The organism is Flavobacterium channae (assembly GCF_021172165.1).
Taxonomy (GTDB): Bacteria; Bacteroidota; Bacteroidia; order Flavobacteriales; family Flavobacteriaceae; genus Flavobacterium; species Flavobacterium channae.
On sequence record NZ_CP089096.1, the window covers coordinates 816,783 to 836,402 of the forward strand.

The following is a 19,620-nucleotide window of genomic DNA, read 5'->3' on the forward strand; positions in this document are numbered from 1 at the left end:
TAATTTTATCGGTTTATGTACAAATATCCTGTTAGAGGTTCGTGATAGTTAGGGTCATTCAAATACAAAATGTAATAGTAAGTTCCGGCAGGAGCTATTGTGCTTCCAACACCTTCTTCTACATAACCATTCCAATCGGGTTTGTCATTATTTCCTGTCCACAAATGTTTTCCCCAACGGTTATAAATCAATAATTTAAAATTGATGAAAATATCACGAAGACCATCAATAAAAAAGGTGTCATTTGAACCATCTCCATTTGGTGAAACTGCATTATAAACTGTTGGTGGACAATTTTCAGTTAGAAGAAAGAATGAGGTAATAGAGAAACATCCATTATCAATTCTAACAAAGATTTCTTTTGGAGTGGTTAAGGCTTCGTAGTTTGAAGTATTTAAAATTGGATTTATATTTTGAACGGCATCATTGTAAGTTTCATGGAATGATACAATATGTAATGGATTTGTTTTTACTAATTCGGAATATTCAGAAAAATCAAATATTCCCCTTGTTAACCCTAAATTACAGGTAGTTATATTTTCTAAAGTGTTAAAAGTAGGTGATACGATTAATTCAAATTCAATTTGAAATGAATTGTTGTTTTCATTTAATTCTGGGGCAATTCCTGTTCCGTTTCCAGTATCATCAACTATAGCTGTTAATGTAAAATTTAAAGGAACCGTAATTGGAATTGTTAGCGTTATAGTGCCATTTTCACTTCCACCAATTGGAATTACATTTTGCGTAAAAGTTGTTGCAATAGCAGTACTTCCTGCATAAAATGTTATTGGAGTATTTGCTTGTAAAACTTCTGTACTATTTAAATTTGAAACGGTATAATCGATAGTCACTTCTCTTGAATCACATGTAGAAGTAGGGTTCTCTACAACTATTGTTGCATCGGGTAATTGACTGTTTAGTTTAGTAACAACAGTGTTCAACATTACATAATCTTGACCTGATTGTAGTGAAACTGTAGCAGATGTTGTTCCAGGTACAATATAGTTTTCAATCGAGTAAACATCTAAATCCATATTGTATAGATTCGTAGAATTTGTTTCTGTATTAGTTCCATTAAAAGCATTATTACTAGGATTTAATGTATTGCTTAATATATTAGTTGTTGCATTTGCAGTAAAGGTTAATCGTTCACTAACTTGTATAAAACGATCCCCTTCCCAGGCGATGAAACCTATTTTAGCACCAGTATTACTTATTAGGTAAAGGTTGTCTAACTGAATTGTCATATTATCAATTATTCCTAAAGGAAGATTAGGTGATAAAGCTTCTAAACCTTGGTAAATGTTTAATTGATTCAAAGTTAAACTTGGGTTTTCATAAACAACTAATATTGCCCAACCACCAAAATGGGTAGCATTTGAAATATAGGTAGATACATAACTGTTTAAATCAAGGTCTGATAAAGTATAAACTCCATTTCCAGTTGATTGAACAAAAGGAGTAATATCTTTGAAAGCACTGAAATACGTAAAATTATTTGCTGTTCCAACCATAGTACTTAAGATGTCGGGTGTCATATCTACACCATTTAATTTTACATCAGTATCTCCTGGTCCACTTCCTGCCCAATATAAATAAGCTCTTTCAATTCGGTCATTAATTCCTAAATTTAAAGTTGCGGAAGATTCTGTATAGAGAAATGTTGGCGAAAAATTTGTGTTTTCAGAAGGATTTAGAGTATTTCCAATAAATGTAAAATCATATCTTCCGTTTATTTGAGTATATAAAGCTATATCCTGAGCCTTTGATAAAGTAGGGAATAGTATTTGGGTCAGTAAAATGATGCAAAGTAGTTTTTTTAACATCTTGATTTCGTGAAAATTTGGTTCTAATTTACTATTATTTTTTTAAAAAATACATTATTCAAACTATGGCAATTAAAAAATTAGTAATTTTCCACTTTAAAAAAGAATATTGAAAAAATATAGGATTCAAAAATATAGTACTGAAAGCTATCGTTTATGGAATGAATTTGTAGCTAATGCGAAAAATGCTACGTTTTTATTTCATAGAGATTTTATTGAATATCATAGTGATAGATTCGAAGATTATTCACTTTTAATTTTTGACGAAAAAGACAAGGTTAAGGCAGTTTTGCCAGCTAATAAAGTTGGAAATGCACTTCATTCACATCAAGGATTAACCTATGGAGGATTGGTTTTTAATCAAAAAATCAAGCTTCAAGATGTTATCGAAATAATGTACCAATTACTAGAATTTTTTAATCAGAATGCTATTTCAACTCTTTATTTAAAACAATTGCCATCTATTTACCACGAATCTCCTGCTGATGAATTGGAGTATTTGAATTTTATCTTAAAATCTAAATTGATACGACGCGATAGTTTATCGGTTATTAACTTGGAAACTGATTTTGAATTTAGCGCAAGTAGAGCAGAAGGAATAAAAAAAGGTTTAAATTTAGGATTAGAAATTAAAGAAGAACAAGATTTTGATTTGTTTTGGAATGAGATTTTAGTACCTAATTTGAATCAAAAGTTTGATACAAATCCTGTACATTCTTTAGAAGAAATTAGATATTTGAAATCAAAATTTCCAAACAATATCAGACAGTTTAATGTTTATAATAATGGAAAAATTATAGCAGGAACTACCATTTTTGAAAGCGATTTTGTAGCGCATTCTCAATATATTTCGGCTGATGATTCCAAAAATATAACAGGAAGTTTGGATTTTTTATACGATAGATTAATTACGTATACATTTCGAAATAAGAAGTATTTAGACTTCGGAATTTCCAATGAAAATCAAGGTCAAAATATAAATCAAGGTTTGTTGTTTTGGAAAGAAGGATTTGGAGCAAGAACTATTGTTCAAAATTTTTACGAAATAGAAACCAAGAATTACACACTTTTAGATTCCATTTTAATATGATTTCATTTCTAAATTTAAATAAATTAAATCGCCCATTTGAAGAAGCTTTTCAGAAAAAAATGAAAGATTTCTTAAATAATGGTTGGTATATTTTAGGTAATGAAGTCAAACAGTTTGAATCTAATTTTGCAGAATATTGTGGCACTAAATATTGTATTGGTGTTGGCAATGGTTTAGATGCTTTGGTTCTTATTTTTAAAGCCTATATGCATTTAGGTAAAATGCAAAAAGGAGACGAAATAATTGTTCCTGCAAACACCTATATTGCAAGTATTCTTGGAGTTTTACAAGCGGATTTAGTTCCAGTCTTGGTAGAACCGAGATTAGATAGTTTCAACATAAATCCTGAAGAAATTGAAGCTAAAATAACTTCCAAAACAAAAGCTATTTTACCTGTTCATTTATATGGTCAATTGTGCGAAATGAAGGCAATTAATGCCATTGCAAAAAAGCACAATCTTTTGGTTATAGAAGACGCTGCACAAGCTCACGGAAGTCAGCTTTCTGAAAACGAAAAAGCTGGAAACTTAGGTCATGCTGCTGGTTTTAGTTTTTATCCAGGTAAAAATTTAGGAGCACTTGGAGATGCTGGGGCTATTACAACTAATGATGATGAACTTGCAAAAGTGTTGTTTTCTATTCGAAATTATGGTTCAAAAGTAAAATATGAAAATGAGATGTTAGGTGTTAATTCTCGTTTAGACGAATTACAAGCAGCATTTTTGAATATAAAATTGAAACATTTAGATGCTGAGAATGAATTCCGAAGAAGCATGGCAAAACGTTTTTTATCTGAAATTAAAAATGATAAAATTACTATGCCAAGTTGGGATTTATCAAAAAATCATGTGTTTCATTTGTTTGTAGTTCGTACTGCGAACCGAATTCAATTACAAGATTATTTGAAAGAAAACGGAATTGAATCCATGATTCATTATCCAATTCCGCCACACAAGCAAAAAGCATTGTCAAATTGGGAATCGTTATCTTTTCCAATTACAGAAAAAATACACAATGAAGTGTTGAGTATTCCGTTGAACTCAGGTTTGAAAGCATCAGAGATTCAACATATCATAACAGTTTTAAATAAGTTTTAAATGGGTGTAGCAAGTAGTTTTAAAAATTTATTTTTTGTCAAATGTAGAGTTTGGAAATATAATTTTTTGTCTGAATGTCAAAATGTTATTGGAAAACCTATTAAGAATCAGCCTTTGCTATTAATGGGAAAAGGTGAAATTTCTTTTGGTTCAAATTGTAAGTTTGGTTACAAAGAATCAGCACAATTTTATGCTACTTATTCTTATGTTGAAGCAAGAAACCCTGATACAAGCATTGTTTTTGGTAATAACAATTACTTTAACAACAATTGTTCAATTGAAGCAGTAAATTACATAGAATTTGGAAACGATGTTTTAGTTGGGGTAAATTGCTCTTTTATCGATAATGATGGTCATAATTTGGCTGTTGAAAACAGAAAAAATGGTATTCCAAATAGTGCTCCAATTAAAATAGGAAATAACGTTTTTATAGGTGATAATGTTACCGTTTTAAAAGGAGTTACAATAGGAGATAATGCTGTAATTGGAAATGGAAGTATTGTGACAAAATCGATTCCTTCTAATGTTATTGTAGCTGGAAATCCAGCGAATGTTATTAAAGAATTGCAATAATTTGCCAACTTCTAACGAATGCAAGAAAAAAATTTTCATAATCTAATTTTTAAAAGTACCCGAATTTTTGGGGCTTCGCATCTTGTTAAAGTTGGAACAAAAGTCATTACGAATAAAATTGCAGCCATTTATTTAGGCGCTGTAGGAATTGGAATTATTGGAATTGTCGAAAATTTATTGAGCATTCTTTTTGGATTAGTGAATTTCGGATTGACTTCTAGTAGCGTTAGAGAAATTGCCTTACTTAATTACGAAACAGAAGAAGCCAAAGCCAAAGAAAGCAGAATGATTAGCATCATTTATTATTGGTCTTTGTTTTCGGGTTTTTTAGGTGCTGTTTTTTTTGTACTGATTTCTTATTCTTTTTTCAAAAACACATATCCAACAGATAGTTCTTATTTGTGGTTTGTTTCAATTGCTTTGTATTTTGTCTTTTTTGCTCTTTTTTCAGCCCGAATGTCCATTTTGCAAGGGAAGAGAGAAATCAATAAAATGGTACAAATTCAGGTTGTAATTTCAATAATTCAAATGCTTTTGGCAATTGGATGTTATTACTTTTTTGGATTAAACGGAATTGCTATTGCCATTTTATTTACTGCTATTGTTTCATTTTTGGTGGTTTACTTTAGCACAAAAAATACAATCCGAGTTGAAAAGAACAATCTGACATTAAAACAAGTTTTTTCTGAAGGTTTGCCTATGGTGAAATTAGGAATAATTTTATCATTAGGAACTCTGATCAATCAATTGGCTTTTTATGTTATTCGACTTTTTTTAAAAGATTTTTTATCAATTGAAGCTTTGGGAGTTTTTCAAGTGAGCTACACTGTTTTAGTTGGCTATTTGGGAATTATTTTCGTAGTAATGTCTAATGATTTTTATCCTCAATTATGTAATTTAGAAAGTGATAAACCAACATTTGAAAAGTACATCAACGATCAAACTCAGTTTGCTTTATATTTAGTGGTGCCACTAGTGTTATTAATGTATTTAATTGCACCTCAATTAGTTGTTTTGTTGTATTCTAATTCGTTTTTAGATGTTTTATTGATTTTAAAAATTGCTTTGATTGGATTGATTTTTAAAACTATTGCTTGGCCAATTGGTTTTATTTCATTGGTTAAAGGAAATAAGAAATTGTTCTTCAAACAAAACTTGTTAAGCGATATTATCAATGTTGTTTGTTCTGTAGTTTTTACCTACTATTTTGGACTAAAAGGATTGGGGATGGCTTTTGCGCTAATGTTTTTAGTGTCTTTGTTTTATAACTTCTTTACGGTTAATAAAAACTATAATTTTTCCTATTCTACAGAAACAAAACGAATAATTGTGCTTTCAATGGTAATAGGAGCAATCGCTTTGCTTTCGTTTAATTGGTTTGATTTCTCTTATATGAATCCAGTAATTTGGGGACTGTTTATTTTGACTTCAATATATGCAGTTGTTAAACTGAAAAACAAAATTCAATCTTAATTTAGAAAGCAATTTTTAGTCGGGTTTTTAGTTCTAAGAAAAATAACTTGGTTAAGAGTACAAAGTCTCTCGATTTTAAGAATTTGTGAAATTCAAATCGAATTCTTCCTAATAACGCTTTATGCTCTTCTTTTGATTGATTCAATTCAAATGCTTTGTAAAGAATTTTTAGAGAAGATTCATGAAGTTTTTTTGTTCTTGGATTCTTTTTTTGAGTAAAAAAAGTACTTAATGATGTGGTTAAGATTCTCTTTTTAACTAAAAATTCCGGAGTATATTCAAATTCAAAAACTCTTGAAGCTCTTATCCATAAATCCAAATCTTCATAAGCTAAGGTTTCATCATAATAACCTAATTTTTCAAAAACTGATTTTTTTACCATCGATGAAACCGAACAAATTTTGGTTGTTCTACCAATGACCATTTTGTAAATGTCGCCACTTTCAGGATGTTCTTCTTCAGTATAATAATTCTGCAAAAAAACACCATTTTCATCTATTTCGATCAAATTTCCATAGACAATTCCAAGGTTTTTATATTTCGAATTTTGAAAAGTTGCAATCTGCTTTTCAATACAATTTGGAAGTAAAACATCATCAGCAGCTAAATCAATAATGTATTCCCCTTTTGCAATTTTGGCTAATTGATTAAACGTTTTATTACTTCCTAAATTAATTTCATTCGCTATAAAATGAACACTAGAATGCTCTTTTAACCAATCTTTAATTACCGAAACAGAATTGTCTTTGCTACAATCATCAGCAATTAATAATTCTACATTTGGATAGCTTTGGTTAATGACCGAATTCAAGGCTTCCACTACATAAGCTTCGTGATTGTAAGACAAACAAATAACACTAACAAGTGGAAAATTTTGCATATTGGGTTTTTAAATCTATTTTTATGCTAAATTAAGAAACTAATCGCATCGAAATGACAAACCATTCAAAAAAACAATTAAAAGTAGCCGTTATTGGCTATAAATTGGCCGAAGGTGGTTTGGAACGCGTTTTTGGAACTACAACCAAAATGCTCCATGATGCTGGAATTGATGTGCATACTTTGGTTTTGGAAAACTTAATCGAATATGAACACGGAGGCAAGTTAGTTGCGTTTGGGAATTACTCTAAGTTTCTAAAGTATTTTAAATTAAGAAATTACTTAATAAGTCAAAAGTTCGATTATATAATCGATTTTCGCCATCGAATTAATCCTAAAATGGAATGGTTGTTTTTGAATTTTATTTATCGCAACCTAAAATTCATTTATACTATTCATAGTAGTCAAAATACAACGTATTTAACCACTAACGATTTTATTGCAAAGCAAATGTTGCAAAAAGCTTATAAAGTGGTTACGGTTTCGAATTTTATCAAGCAGCAACTTGTAACAAAATACAATTTTGATTCGGCTAATGTTATTCCAAATGCTTTTGATTTAAAACCAGTTTCAACAGCTGAAAAATTACCATTTGATTATTGTATTGCAGTCGGAAGATTGGTTCCGTTAAAGCAATTTGATAAATTGGTTGCAAGTTATTCCAATTCGATTTTACCGCAAAAGAATATTCATTTGGTAATTTTAGGAGTAGGAGATGAGCAAGAGCAAATCGAAAAGACTATTTTAGAAAATAAGGTAAGTGCGTTTGTTCATTTACTAGGATTCAAATCCAATGTTTCAGATTATATTTCAAATGCTAAATTCTTGGTTTTATCGAGCAAATATGAAGGTTTTCCAATGACAGTTTTAGAAGCATTGAGTTTGGGAACATCAGTAATTTCATTCGATTGCGAAAGTGGCCCAAACGAAATGATTATCAATAACGAAAACGGAATTTTAGTCGAGAATCAGAATTTTACTGAATTAACTCACAAAATGAATATATTTGTAGAAGACGAAACTTTGTATCAAAACTGCAAGCGTAATGCGGTTTCAAGTGTGGCAAAATTTCAGTCAAATGTAATTGTAAACCATTGGTTGCAACTTTTAAATTATGGAAATTAAAATAATCAAAATACCTAAAATAGAAGATCCAAGAGGAAACTTATCTGTTATTGAAAAAGACGTTGTTCCTTTTGAAATCAAGCGCGTTTACTATTTGTACGATGTTCCAGCTGGAGCAGAAAGAGGCGGTCATTCACACAAAGAACAACACGAGTTTTTGGTAGCGCTTTCGGGTAGTTTTGATGTTATTTTAAACAATGGTAAACAAGTTCAAAAAGTTACTTTAAATAAGCCTTATGAAGGTTTGTTAATTCCTAATGGTATTTGGCGTGAATTGAAAGATTTTTCTTCTGGTGCCGTTTGTTTAGTTGTGGCTTCTGATGTTTTTGATGAAGACGATTATATTCGCGAATTTGATGAATTCTTATCCGTTTCTTCCAACTAAATTTTCATATACTTTTTGTAATTCAATAAAATGATTTTCAAAAGTTTTGGTTGCTAAATAGTTCGGAATGTTGTGTTCTAATTCCGATTTTAAATCAGGATTTGAAAGAAGTTTTACAATATTTTCTTCTAATGCTTTTTGATTTTGAAAAGCATAGGTTAAACCTACTTGATTTTCTTCGATTTCATTTTTAATTCCAACCAAATCACTTGTGATAACGGTTTTTCCAAAAGATAAACTTTCTAAAATTACATTGCCATACGCTTCTAAATATTCACTTGGAACTACCGAAAATTTAGAATTTGAATAGATTTCTTGCAGCTCTTCTCGATTCTTATTTCCTAAAAAAGTAACGTTTGAAATGTTATTGTTTTTTGTAAAATTTTCAAGTTCTTTTTTCTGAATTCCATCACCAACAATCCATAGTCTTTCACTTGGAAATTGCTTTGAAATGTTATGAAAAGCATTTAGTAAAGTTAAAACACCTTTTTCAGGAACCAATCTTCCAACAAATAAAATGTAATCACCTTCCGCATTAGAATTTTGATTTTGTGATAATAAGATTGGATTTGGTAAAGTTTTTCCAGGTTTCTGGAAATGATTTTTAACAAACTGTGTTAGATTATCAGATGGAGTTAAAAAATAATCAATATGTTTTTTTATAATCTTTTTGTGATACGATTGTTTGAAATGCAATAACGTGTCAAAAAGAATATTTCGCTTAGGAGTGTGATGTAAAATACAAGCTAATCCACTTTCATGATTTTTGACAACTTCATTTTTATCGGTTATCATGTAGTTTTTTGGACAGATGTAATAGTAATCTCGAAATGAAAATACAATTGGAATACCTTTTAGCTTTGCATATTTCATGAAGTGTGGCGTAACTGGTGCGCCAATACTAAAACAATGAATAACATCGGGTTGAAAAGTATCAATTTCTTGAATGATTTCTCGAGTTATGGTTTTGTGATTTATTTTCTCAATCCAATTGGTTGATATTTTAGCTTTTCCAAACCATCTGAAAGTAATATTTGACTTGCTTTTTTCAGCATAATTAATCAATTCATACAAATAGTGTTCAACTCCTCCAAGTCGATTTTTACTATCGTAATTATTGATTATAAGTATTTTCATTTTATGTAAATCTTGCTAAAATAAGTAAGTCTAAAAACATTGAACACAAATAATGTTGGGTGATTTCCTTTTAAATGTGTTTCTATAATTTTTCCAAATATCGAATAAAAAAAGGCTAATAAATATGTTATTTTTAACGAATGTAATTTAGATGTTAAACGCAACATTTTACTGTAATCATACGTGATAAGTTGTTTTTGATAAAGTTGAAACAAATTCTCTAACGAATGTTTCGTTTTTTCAACATAAACAGTATTTGTATCAATATCATCATGTTGAACAGGATTGTGAATGTGTTTGATTTTAGCATTCATTTTTTGAAGTTCAAATGAAAATAAAGTGTCATCATTTCCGTATTTTTTAAATGAACTGTCAAATTTTATTTGGTTAAAAACCGATTTTTTAATCAATGTATTATTAAACAACGTTGCTCTGTAAATATGTTGGTTTCTTTGGTCAACCGTTTGGTCTTCCATGAATTTACCATATTTCCATCGAAGTAATTGTTGGTTGGAAGGCGCTTTTTTAGCGTGAATTCTTCCGCCATAAACCACTTCGTAATCCGGAATTTGATCAACGTAATTTTTAATAAAATTTGGAAAAGGTAAAACACAATCGCCATCTAAAATGATTAAATTTTCATATTTAGATTGACTAACTAAAATGTTTTTGTTTTCGCGGTAACCTACATTTTTTTCAAGAGAAACATAACTGCAATTTGAAAGCAAGTTAATTTTTTCATTCTCTAAATTATGAATCGAATTTGAAGCATCGTCTTGCGTTAAAATTTCAAATTCAATACCTAAATCGGTACATTGTTTATGAATTTCTCTTACTAAAGGTAAAAGGTTGTAATTGTAAATGGTAATTAAAACAGATAGCATTTATACCGTTCTTTGTACAACTTCAAACATTTTTCCTCCTTCAAATTTCAATGTTTTAGCAGGATATTTTAAGACCAAAGCGTAATCATGCGTTGCCATTAAAATGGTTTTTCCGTTTTGATTGATTTTTCGTAAAACTTCCATTACTTCAACGCTTGTTTGAGGATCCAGGTTTCCTGTTGGTTCGTCTGCTAAAATAATTTCTGGGTCATTTAATAAAGCTCTGGCGATGCCAACACGTTGTTGTTCTCCACCAGAAAGTTGATGCGGCATTTTAAAGGCAAATCCTTTCATCCCAACTTTATCTAAAACTTCCTCAATTTTAACATCCATTTCTTCTTTTTCAGACCAACCTGTTGCTTTTAAAACAAATAGTAAGTTCTCTTTTACGCTTCTATCAGATAATAATTTGAAGTCTTGAAAAACAACTCCTAATTTTCTTCTCAAATACGGAATGTCACTTTCTTTCAAAGTTCTTAAATCGTAATCAACAATACTTCCTTCACCATCCTGAAGTTTTAAATCGGCATATAATGTTTTTAAAAAACTACTTTTTCCAGAACCAGTTCTACCAATTAAATAAAGGAATTCTCCATGATTAACATCTAGATTAACATCGGTTAAAACAGGATTTTTATCTTGATAAATGTTTACGTTTTTTAAAGAAAGAACAGATTGCGACATATGTAAAATGGATTTTAAAATGTAAAAGTAGTAACTTATACTTCTGTTTCAAAATTTTAGACAGATTTCAATTAAAAAATGCCATATTGGTTAAAAACTATGTTCAAAAAAAGTACAATAATATGTTAAGAATCTTCGTTAATACTTTCAATAAGCCTTATATTTGGAACTTATAAATAACGAATCACATGATAAAGTATTTAAAACTTTCTTTTTTAATTGTTTTCTTTTCAGGAACACTTTTTGCCCAACAATCTTCAATTTACACGCACGATTTAACTGAGTTTAACCGAGCAGTAGAATTGTACAAAGACAAACAATATCAATCAGCCCAAATTTTATTCGATAAAGTAAAATCGCAAACTGACAACATGGAAGTTGAGTCAGATTGTGCCTATTACATTGCCAATTGCGCTATTCGTTTAAATCAAACGGGAGCTGATGTTTTGGTAGAAAGTTTTGTAGAAGATTATCCAACAAGTACAAAAACAAACCAGGCTTATATTGAAGTGGCACATTACTATTTTGATGAAGGAAATTATCCAAAATCATTAGAATGGTTCGATAAAGCTGATTCAAGTAATATGTCACAAGCGGATAGAGAAAAGTATAATTTCCAAAAAGGATATGCTTATTTTACGGCTAAAAACACTAAAGAAGCTACAAAATACTTCAATCAGGTAATCAACTCAAAAACATTTGGTAGTCAAGCTAAATATTATTTGGGTTATATGTCTTATGAAACAGATGATTACAAAAGTGCGAATCAGTATTTTGAGCAAGTTTCTGACCAAGACAAGTACAAAGAAAAAATGGGATATTTTCAAGCAGATATGAATTTCAAGCTTGGAAATTTTCAAAAAGCTATCGATTTAGGTTTGGAACAATTACCAAAATCAAGAGGTGAAGAGAAAAGCGAATTATCAAAGATTATAGGTGAAAGTTATTTCAATTTAAAACAATACGATAAAGCACTTCCATATTTGTTGGCTTATAACGGGAAAAAAGGAAAGTGGAATAACACGGATTTTTACCAATTGGGATACACGTATTACCAACAAAAAGATTATGAAAATGCCATTTCGCAATTCAATAAAATTATCAATGGTAATGACGGAGTTGCTCAAAATGCATACTATCATTTAGCAGAAAGTTATTTAAAAACAGACAAGAAGCAACAAGCTTTAAATGCTTTTAAAACAGCTTCAGAAATGGAGTTTGATTTAAAAATTCAAGAAGATGCATTTTTAAATTATGCTAAATTGAGTTATGATATTGGAAATCCTTACAAATCGGTTCCTGAAGTTATGAATGCTTATTTGGCAAAATACCCAAATACACCTTATAAATCAGAAATCAATACGTTATTAATTAGTTCGTACATAACTTCTAAAAACTATAAAGAAGCCTTAATTTTATTAGAGAAAAGCAAAACTCCTGAAAACAAATTAGCGTATCAAAAAGTAACGTTTTACAGAGGTTTAGAGTTATACACAGATAGTGATTACAAAGGAGCTTATAGCTTATTTAAAAAATCAATTGCTGAAAATAAAGACGCAAAATTTACAGCAAGAGCAACTTTCTGGAAAGCTGAAACAGAATATAATTTGGATCAGTTTGAAGAAGCAAAATTGAGTTTCAAACAATTTTTAAATTCTTCTGAAGCTTCAAACACACCAGAATTTGCAAATGCTAACTACAACTTGGCGTATTCGTATTTTAAATTAAAAGAATACGAAAATGCAATTCAATATTTTGATGTGTATTCAAAATCAGTTAAAGATGATAGAGTACGTTTAACGGATGCTTATTTGCGTTTGGGTGATTGTAATTTCATGGCAGCAAAATATTGGCCAGCTATGGATGCTTACAACAAAGCAATCGATATGAAAAGTGTTGATGCTGATTATGCAGCTTTTCAAAAAGGAATTAGCTATGGTTTTGTAAGCAAACCAGATCGTAAAATTGAAGATTTAGAGAAATTTTCAAAAACATTCCCTAATTCTCAATATGCAGATGATGCTTTGTATGAATTAGGAAATACGTACGTAAATCAAAATCAAAACGATAAAGGAATTGCAACGTATGATAGATTGATTAATGGATACAAATCAAGTTCTTATGTAGCGAAAGCTATTTTAAAACAAGGTTTAATTTATTACAATTCAAACAAAGAAGATTTAGCAATTGCGAAGTTCAAAAAAGTAGTTGCAGAATATCCAAATTCACCTGAATCAATTGAAGCGGTTTCTACAGCTCGTTTAATTTATGTAGATAAAGGAAAAGTTGATGAATATGCTGATTGGGTTAAAACATTATCATTTGTAGAAGTTTCGGATGCTGATTTAGATAATGATACTTACGAATCTGCCGAGAAACAATACTTAATGAACAATTCGAAACAAGCGATTTCTGGATTTACAAGTTATGTAAGTAGATTTCCAAACGGATTACATTCATTGAAAGCAAACTTCTATTTAGCACAATTGTATTTTGCTGATAATTTAGAGGCAAATTCAGTTAAACACTATGAATTTGTTGTTGATAAACCAAGAAACGAATTCACAGAACAATCCTTAGCACGTTTATGTCAAGTACATTTAAAAGCTAAAAGTTATGATAGTGCTATTCCGGTTTTAAAACGATTAGAAACAGAAGCTGAGTTTCCTCAAAACATTACGTACGCGCAATCGAATTTGATGAAATCGTATTATGAAAAACAAGATTATACAAATGCTGTAGTTTATGCAGATAAAGTATTGAAAAATGATAAAATTGATGACCGAATTAAAAGTGATGCGCAAATAATCGTAGCGCGCGCGGCTATTAAAACCAATGATGAAGCAAAAGCAAAAGAAGCGTATGCTAAATTACAAAAGATTGCAAAAGGAGAATTAGCTGCCGAAGCATTGTATTATGATGCTTATTTCAAAAATAAAGAAGGTAAATTCGAACCTTCAAATGTGGTAGTTCAAAAAATTGCGAAAGATTATTCTGGTTATAAATATTACGGAGCTAAAAGTTTGGTAATTATGGCTAAGAACTTCTACGGATTAAAAGATAGTTTCCAAGCAACTTATATTTTAGAAAGTGTAATTGAAAACTTCAAAGAATATACTGATGTAATTGAAGAAGCTCAAAAGGAATTGGATTTTATTAAAGGAGAAGAAGCAAAACGTAATTCATCAATCACGGACTAATAATAAGAAGATAATTGTCATGCTTAACTAATGAGAAGTTAGCATCTCATTTAAAAATATAAAATATGAAGAAATTAAATATAATCGCCTTTGTTTTAGTTGTATTCGGAATCCAAAATTCATTTTCTCAGGTAAAAGATGAAAACATTGGTTCAGAAGTAGTAAACATTGTAAAACCATATACGCCAACCATTTCGGATGCTTTTAAAGTAAAAGAAACGCCTTTGTTAGACGATCAAGACAATCAGCAAAAAGAAGTTATTCAATACAATATCTTTTCGTTTCCTGTAGCGTCTACGTTTACACCTGCAAAAGGAAAAGCAGCTGGTGTTGATAAAACCGAAAAAGAAAAATTGTATAACAATTACGCAACTTTAGGTTTCGGAAATTTTCCTACAATTAATGCGGAATTATTCATTACACAAAATTTAAGTCGTAGTAGTTATGTTGGAGGAATGTTGCGCCATTTGTCTTCTCAAGGCGGAATCAAAGATTTAGTTTTAGACGATAAATTTTACAACACTAGTTTGGATGTAACTTATGGAGTGCGTGAGCGCGATATGAGTTGGAATGTTGATTTAGGTGTGAAAAACCAAATTTATAACTGGTATGGTTTGCCAACAGAAGTTATCTTTTTTGATGATCCAACAATTGATGCAATCGATTCGAAACAAACTTACAATACGATTGCTTTAGGCGGAAAAATGAGTTTTAAAGACAGTTTCTTTAAAGATGCTAGTTTGCAATTCAAACGCTTTTCAGATGGATTAAGTTCTGGAGAAAATCGTTTTTTCATCAAACCTGATTTTGATATTGATGTAATGGGACAAAAATTCAAAGCTGATTTTGTGGTTGATTATGTTGGAGGTTCTTTTGATAGAATGTATGATGTAGATTCAGAATTAAAATACAGTACCGTTATTGCTGGAACTAAACCAAGTATTTTATATCAACAAGATGATTTATCTGTTCAAATAGGAGCTGGAGTTTATTACGCTACAGCTAAAGTAAATGGAGAAAGCGATGGTAAAATTTTCGTTTATCCAAATGTAAAAGCATCATATAAATTGGTTGGCGATATTTTAGTCGCTTATGCTGGTGCAGAAGGTGATTTGCAACAAAATTCATATGCTGATTTCGTTGACCAAAATGCTTTTGTTTCGCCTACATTATTTGTAGCTCCAACAGATAACAAATATGATATTTATGTTGGTATGAAAGGTAAATTAGCAAATTCAGTTGCTTTTAATGTTCGTGCATCTTATTTAAATCAAGACGATAAAGCGCTTTTTGTTAGCAACGAGTACAATCCTGCTTACGGAAATACAGAAGGGTATGCTTACGGAAATTCGTTTGGTGTAGTGTATGATAATGTTACAACTCTTAGCTTTTTTGGAGAATTAAAAGCAGATTTTTCTAAAAGTGTTACTTTTGGAATTAACGGAACTTACAATAATTTTTCAACAGATTTACAAGCTGAAGCATGGAACTTACCTCAGTTAAAAATTGGTTCAACAGTAGATTTTGACATCAATGAAAAATGGTATGCAGGAGCAAAAGTGTTTTTTGTTGGAGAAAGAAAAGATTTGGTTACAGTTCAAGACGATATATTAATCAATCCTGGAACTTTCAGTACACAAGAAGTAAGTTTAGATAGCTATTTCGATTTAAATGCTCATATCGGCTATAAATACAATGCTCGTTTAACTGCTTTCTTAAAAGGAAACAACTTAGCGAACCAACAATACAATCGTTGGGCAAATTTTCCAGTACAAGGAATTCAAGTGTTGTTAGGAGCAAATTATAAGTTTGATTTTTAAGGTCATTGCTGGAACGAAGCAATCTGTCAAAATTCGTTATTCCAATTCTGAAACTTCGGAATTTGTATAACGAATTTTTGATTTTAGTAAAATGATTTTCTAAGTTTTAAATCCTTTTTTATGAAAAAAATTTTCTACATATTATTTTTTTTAAATTTTACTTTTGTTTTTTCTCAAAACGATGATGATTTCTCAAAACGATTAAAAGCAATTAATAATAAAACTATTGTTTTTTACAACGTTGATGGAGTTGAGTTTTCAAGTCAAACATTTAGTAATGAATTTTCTGAAAAAGGATTAAAAAAACTTTTCAGAAAGTATGGAATTAAAGATGAAGATGTAAAAGTAAAAGATGAAAATTTGACTTATAATAATTTCTACTTTACAAAATCTGAGAACATTACGGATAACGTTACTCAAATAAATTCATATTACTTTGTAGAGAACAAGTATAAGAAAGTCACAATAATATGGTTTGGTTATTTTAACCAACTTAATAAAGAATTTGAACGCCAATATGTAAATAGAATTATCAATGATGAAATACCGAAAGAAGTATTTGAAGAAACTACAATTGGAAGTATCGATTTCGCTGGAAGAAAAATTGAACTAGGGAATGGTTGTTATTGGACAAATATAAACACTGTTCAATGTCCGTATAATGGTGAAATGAATTGGTCTGTTCATAAAACATACGAAAGTGCAAAAAATGCTATAGAAAATCAGTTCAGTATTACTAAGAGTAAAAAGGGAGGGAAAGTAGTTTCTGAGGAAGAAATTGATATAGTTTTTGAAGGAACAGATACCAAGGCTAAAAAAATAATTTATGATTTTACAGGTGTAAAATCTTTGTTAGCAGGAATGTCAGGAGCAAAAACATTAACTGTTTATTATGTAGCTTGCGAGGTTAGGGGGAACTATGTGAGTTGTTGTTTGAGTTTTTGGAATAATGATAATATAACAGAAAATGGTTTGTCACCTTTGTTAGAAGAAGTGATGCAATTAAAAAAATAATCTTTTGAGGTTAAACGATAAAATGACATTCAAACAAAAAATAAAATTGCATTATCAAAACCTATTATCCGAAAAAATAAACGAATTGCGTTTCATGATTTCTGATTTGGCTCAAGATGCACAAAACGATGCCAAAGGTTCGGCTGGCGATAAGCACGAAACCGCTTTATCGATGATGCATTTAGAGCAAGAAAAACTCAATCAAAAATTAGCAGAAATCATCGAACAAAAAAATGTTGTAGATAAGATTGATGCTGAAGCAAATTACACCAAAATAGCACTTGGAAGTTTGGTTCAAACCAATGACATGTTATTTTACATCAGCGCAGCTTTACCTAAAATCCAACTCGAAAATAAAACGATAATTGCAGTTTCGCCACAATCGCCATTAGGAAGTCAATTAATGGGAAAAAGTCTCGGAGATGAAGTTATAATTAATAATAATCGATTTCAAATTAAATCAATTGAATAAAATAAAAGCCACTCAAGCGAGTGGTTTTTTTTTGATTTGTAACCAAACAAAGGTAAAACAGCTTTTCTGATTTATAATATAATTAAAAAATCAATTTTTAGTTTTAATTTATAACTAAAATTAATCTTAAGGTTTATTATTTAAACTTATATATTCAATTTTGCTTAATCAAATTAAGTGAATTAATTCTTTCACTTAAACAATTAAACATTTCAACGATTAAACTTAAAGATTATGTGCGGAATATTAGCCATTATAGGAAAAGGAAAAGAAGCAACATTAGTACAACAATTGTCTAAAAGAATGAGTCATCGTGGTCCAGATGAAAGTGATATTCATGTTACGGAGAAAGGACATATTTTGGCGCACGAACGTTTGTCAATTGTCGATTTACACACCGGAAAACAACCCATTCAAGGAACCGATTCCGCTTGGATGGTGCATAATGGCGAAATATACAATCACAAAAAATTAAGAGAAACCATGTTGAAACATCACACGTTTAGAACTACATCGGATTCTGAAGTTATAGTGCATTTGTACGAAGAGTTTGGTTATGATTTCTGCGACATGTTGGATGGGATTTTCGCATTAGTCGTTATCGATGGAGATGATTACATCGTAGCTCGCGACCCGCTTGGAGTAAAACCTTTATATTATGGAATGGACGAAAGAGGTCGTTTGTATTTTGCATCAGAAATGAAAGCGATTACCGACCAATGTAAGTCATTTTCAACTTTTCCTCCAGGACATTATTATACTGAAAAAACAGGTTTTGTTAAATACTACAAACCAGAATGGGAAGCACACGAAAAAGCAGTTGAGAAATTAGATTTACAAGCTTTAAACGCAAGTTTGACTCAAGCAGTTGAAAAACGTTTAATGTGTGATGTACCATTTGGAGTTTTACTTTCTGGCGGATTAGATTCATCTTTAATTGCATCCATTACTTCAAGATTATTAGAAGGAAGCGGACAAGAATTGCATTCGTTTTCTATCGGATTAGATGCTTCGGCTCCGGATTTAGTAGCAGCAAAAAAAGTGGCAGATTTCATTGGAACAACACATCACGAAATTCATTTCACAGTCGAACAAGGAATCGAAATTTTAGATAAATTGATTTGGCATTTGGAAACCTATGATGTAACGTCAATTCGTGCGAGTACGCCTATGTATTTCTTGTCGAAAGCAATTACGGAAAAAGGAATCAAAATGGTATTGTCAGGAGAAGGTGCGGATGAAATTTTCGGAGGTTATTTGTATTTCAGAAATGCTCCTTCTGTTTTGGATTTCCAAAAAGAAACTGTTGAGCGTGTACAGAAGTTGTTTACAGCAGATTTACTTCGTGCAGATAAATCAACAATGGCTCACGGATTAGAAGCTCGTGTGCCTTTCTTAGACAAAGCATTTTTAGAATTAGCAATTAAAGTACAACCAGAAGAAAAAATGCCAAAAACCTATGAAGGTGTTGAAAAATATATTTTAAGAAAAGCATTTGACACTCCAGAAAAACCTTTTTTGCCCGAAGAGATTTTATGGCGTCAAAAAGAACAATTTTCAGACGGAGTTGGCTATAACTGGATTGATACGTTAATCGAATATTGCTCAAGTCAAGTTACTGATGAAGAATTTGCAAAAGCAAAAGCATTGTTCCCTTATAATACGCCAGTTACAAAAGAAGCGTTCTTTTACAGAACAATTTTTCATAAACATTTTCCACAAGATAGCGCTGCGCAAACAGTTCGTAAGTGGATTCCAAAATGGCAGGAAAATCAAGACCCAAGTGGTAGAGCAAATGCAGCTCACGTTAAGGCAGATGTTAGTATCGCCTCAAGTACAGAATTAGTGTAATATTTACATAGGTTTGGTTTGTTGTTAAGCAAGCGTCAAATATTTATAATTGGCGCTTTCTTTTTGTTGGTATTTGTCAACATTTGTTAATAACTTAATGGCTTTTTAGG

The 19,620-nt window shown here is 30.5% G+C and carries 16 protein-coding genes; 11 read left to right on the plus strand and 5 right to left on the minus strand.

Annotation, left to right across the window (positions count from 1 at the left end):
• Positions 1-5: 5 nt before the first annotated feature.
• The gene (locus LOS89_RS03555; protein WP_231836443.1) at positions 6-1,826 is read right to left on the minus strand and encodes a T9SS type B sorting domain-containing protein; all 1,821 of its coding nucleotides are present in this window, start codon (positions 1,824-1,826) and stop codon (positions 6-8) included.
• A gap of 109 nt (positions 1,827-1,935) precedes the next feature.
• Here LOS89_RS03555 and LOS89_RS03560 point away from each other — a divergent pair, with 109 nt between their 5' ends.
• The 4 genes from LOS89_RS03560 to LOS89_RS03575 all read left to right on the plus strand — a co-directional run bounded on the left by LOS89_RS03560 (position 1,936) and on the right by LOS89_RS03575 (position 6,059).
• A complete protein-coding gene (locus tag LOS89_RS03560; protein ID WP_231836445.1) occupies positions 1,936-2,916 on the plus strand; it encodes a GNAT family N-acetyltransferase in 981 nt (326 codons plus the stop codon).
• Positions 2,913-4,013 (plus strand): DegT/DnrJ/EryC1/StrS family aminotransferase, encoded by a 1,101-nt coding sequence (locus tag LOS89_RS03565; protein ID WP_231836447.1) that lies wholly within the window; start codon positions 2,913-2,915, stop codon positions 4,011-4,013. The genes LOS89_RS03560 and LOS89_RS03565 overlap by 4 nt, the downstream gene beginning before the upstream one ends.
• Positions 4,014-4,079: 66 nt before the next feature.
• Positions 4,080-4,586 carry a DapH/DapD/GlmU-related protein gene (locus LOS89_RS03570; protein ID WP_231836449.1) on the plus strand — a complete coding sequence of 169 codons (507 nt, stop codon included), beginning with the start codon at positions 4,080-4,082 and terminating at the stop codon, positions 4,584-4,586.
• 18 nt (positions 4,587-4,604) lie between these two features.
• Entirely contained in the window at positions 4,605-6,059 is a 1,455-nt protein-coding gene (locus LOS89_RS03575) for an oligosaccharide flippase family protein (protein ID WP_231836450.1), read from the plus strand.
• 1 nt (position 6,060) lies between these two features.
• Here LOS89_RS03575 and LOS89_RS03580 read toward each other — a convergent pair whose 3' ends face one another.
• Positions 6,061-6,939 (minus strand): glycosyltransferase, encoded by an 879-nt coding sequence (locus tag LOS89_RS03580; RefSeq protein WP_231836452.1) that lies wholly within the window; start codon positions 6,937-6,939, stop codon positions 6,061-6,063.
• A 53-nt stretch (positions 6,940-6,992) separates the two neighbouring features.
• Between LOS89_RS03580 and LOS89_RS03585 the strand changes: the two genes are divergently transcribed.
• Positions 6,993-8,063: a glycosyltransferase gene (locus LOS89_RS03585; protein ID WP_231836454.1), complete on the plus strand. Its 1,071-nt coding sequence runs from the start codon at positions 6,993-6,995 to the stop codon at positions 8,061-8,063.
• A complete protein-coding gene (locus tag LOS89_RS03590) occupies positions 8,053-8,448 on the plus strand; it encodes a sugar 3,4-ketoisomerase (protein ID WP_231836456.1) in 396 nt (131 codons plus the stop codon). Before LOS89_RS03585 ends, LOS89_RS03590 begins: the two co-directional genes overlap by 11 nt.
• Here LOS89_RS03590 and LOS89_RS03595 read toward each other — a convergent pair.
• Genes LOS89_RS03595 through LOS89_RS03605 form a run of 3 tightly spaced genes read right to left on the minus strand, consistent with a single transcriptional unit; the run spans position 8,428 to position 11,153 of the window.
• Entirely contained in the window at positions 8,428-9,585 is a 1,158-nt protein-coding gene (locus LOS89_RS03595; RefSeq protein WP_231836458.1) for a glycosyltransferase family 4 protein, read from the minus strand. The genes LOS89_RS03590 and LOS89_RS03595 overlap by 21 nt on opposite strands.
• Positions 9,582-10,469, minus strand: a complete 888-nt coding sequence (locus LOS89_RS03600) for a glycosyltransferase family 2 protein (RefSeq protein ID WP_231836459.1) — start codon at positions 10,467-10,469, stop codon at positions 9,582-9,584. The genes LOS89_RS03595 and LOS89_RS03600 overlap by 4 nt, the downstream gene beginning before the upstream one ends.
• Positions 10,470-11,153: a cell division ATP-binding protein FtsE gene (locus LOS89_RS03605; RefSeq protein WP_231836460.1), complete on the minus strand. Its 684-nt coding sequence runs from the start codon at positions 11,151-11,153 to the stop codon at positions 10,470-10,472. It lies immediately after the preceding gene.
• Positions 11,154-11,341: 188 nt separating this feature from the next.
• Between LOS89_RS03605 and LOS89_RS03610 the strand changes: the two genes are divergently transcribed.
• From LOS89_RS03610 to asnB, 5 genes are all read left to right on the plus strand, one after another.
• A complete protein-coding gene (locus tag LOS89_RS03610) occupies positions 11,342-14,353 on the plus strand; it encodes a tetratricopeptide repeat protein (RefSeq protein ID WP_231836461.1) in 3,012 nt (1,003 codons plus the stop codon).
• A gap of 65 nt (positions 14,354-14,418) precedes the next feature.
• Positions 14,419-16,173 (plus strand): porin family protein, encoded by a 1,755-nt coding sequence (locus tag LOS89_RS03615; protein ID WP_231836462.1) that lies wholly within the window; start codon positions 14,419-14,421, stop codon positions 16,171-16,173.
• A gap of 120 nt (positions 16,174-16,293) precedes the next feature.
• Positions 16,294-17,187 (plus strand): hypothetical protein, encoded by an 894-nt coding sequence (locus LOS89_RS03620; RefSeq protein ID WP_231836463.1) that lies wholly within the window; start codon positions 16,294-16,296, stop codon positions 17,185-17,187.
• A gap of 22 nt (positions 17,188-17,209) precedes the next feature.
• The gene (locus LOS89_RS03625) at positions 17,210-17,659 is read left to right on the plus strand and encodes a GreA/GreB family elongation factor (RefSeq protein ID WP_231836464.1); all 450 of its coding nucleotides are present in this window, start codon (positions 17,210-17,212) and stop codon (positions 17,657-17,659) included.
• Positions 17,660-17,893: 234 nt separating this feature from the next.
• Complete coding sequence (gene asnB, locus LOS89_RS03630; RefSeq protein WP_231836465.1) at positions 17,894-19,510, plus strand: asparagine synthase B; 1,617 nt, start codon at positions 17,894-17,896, stop codon at positions 19,508-19,510.
• Positions 19,511-19,620 lie beyond the last annotated feature (110 nt).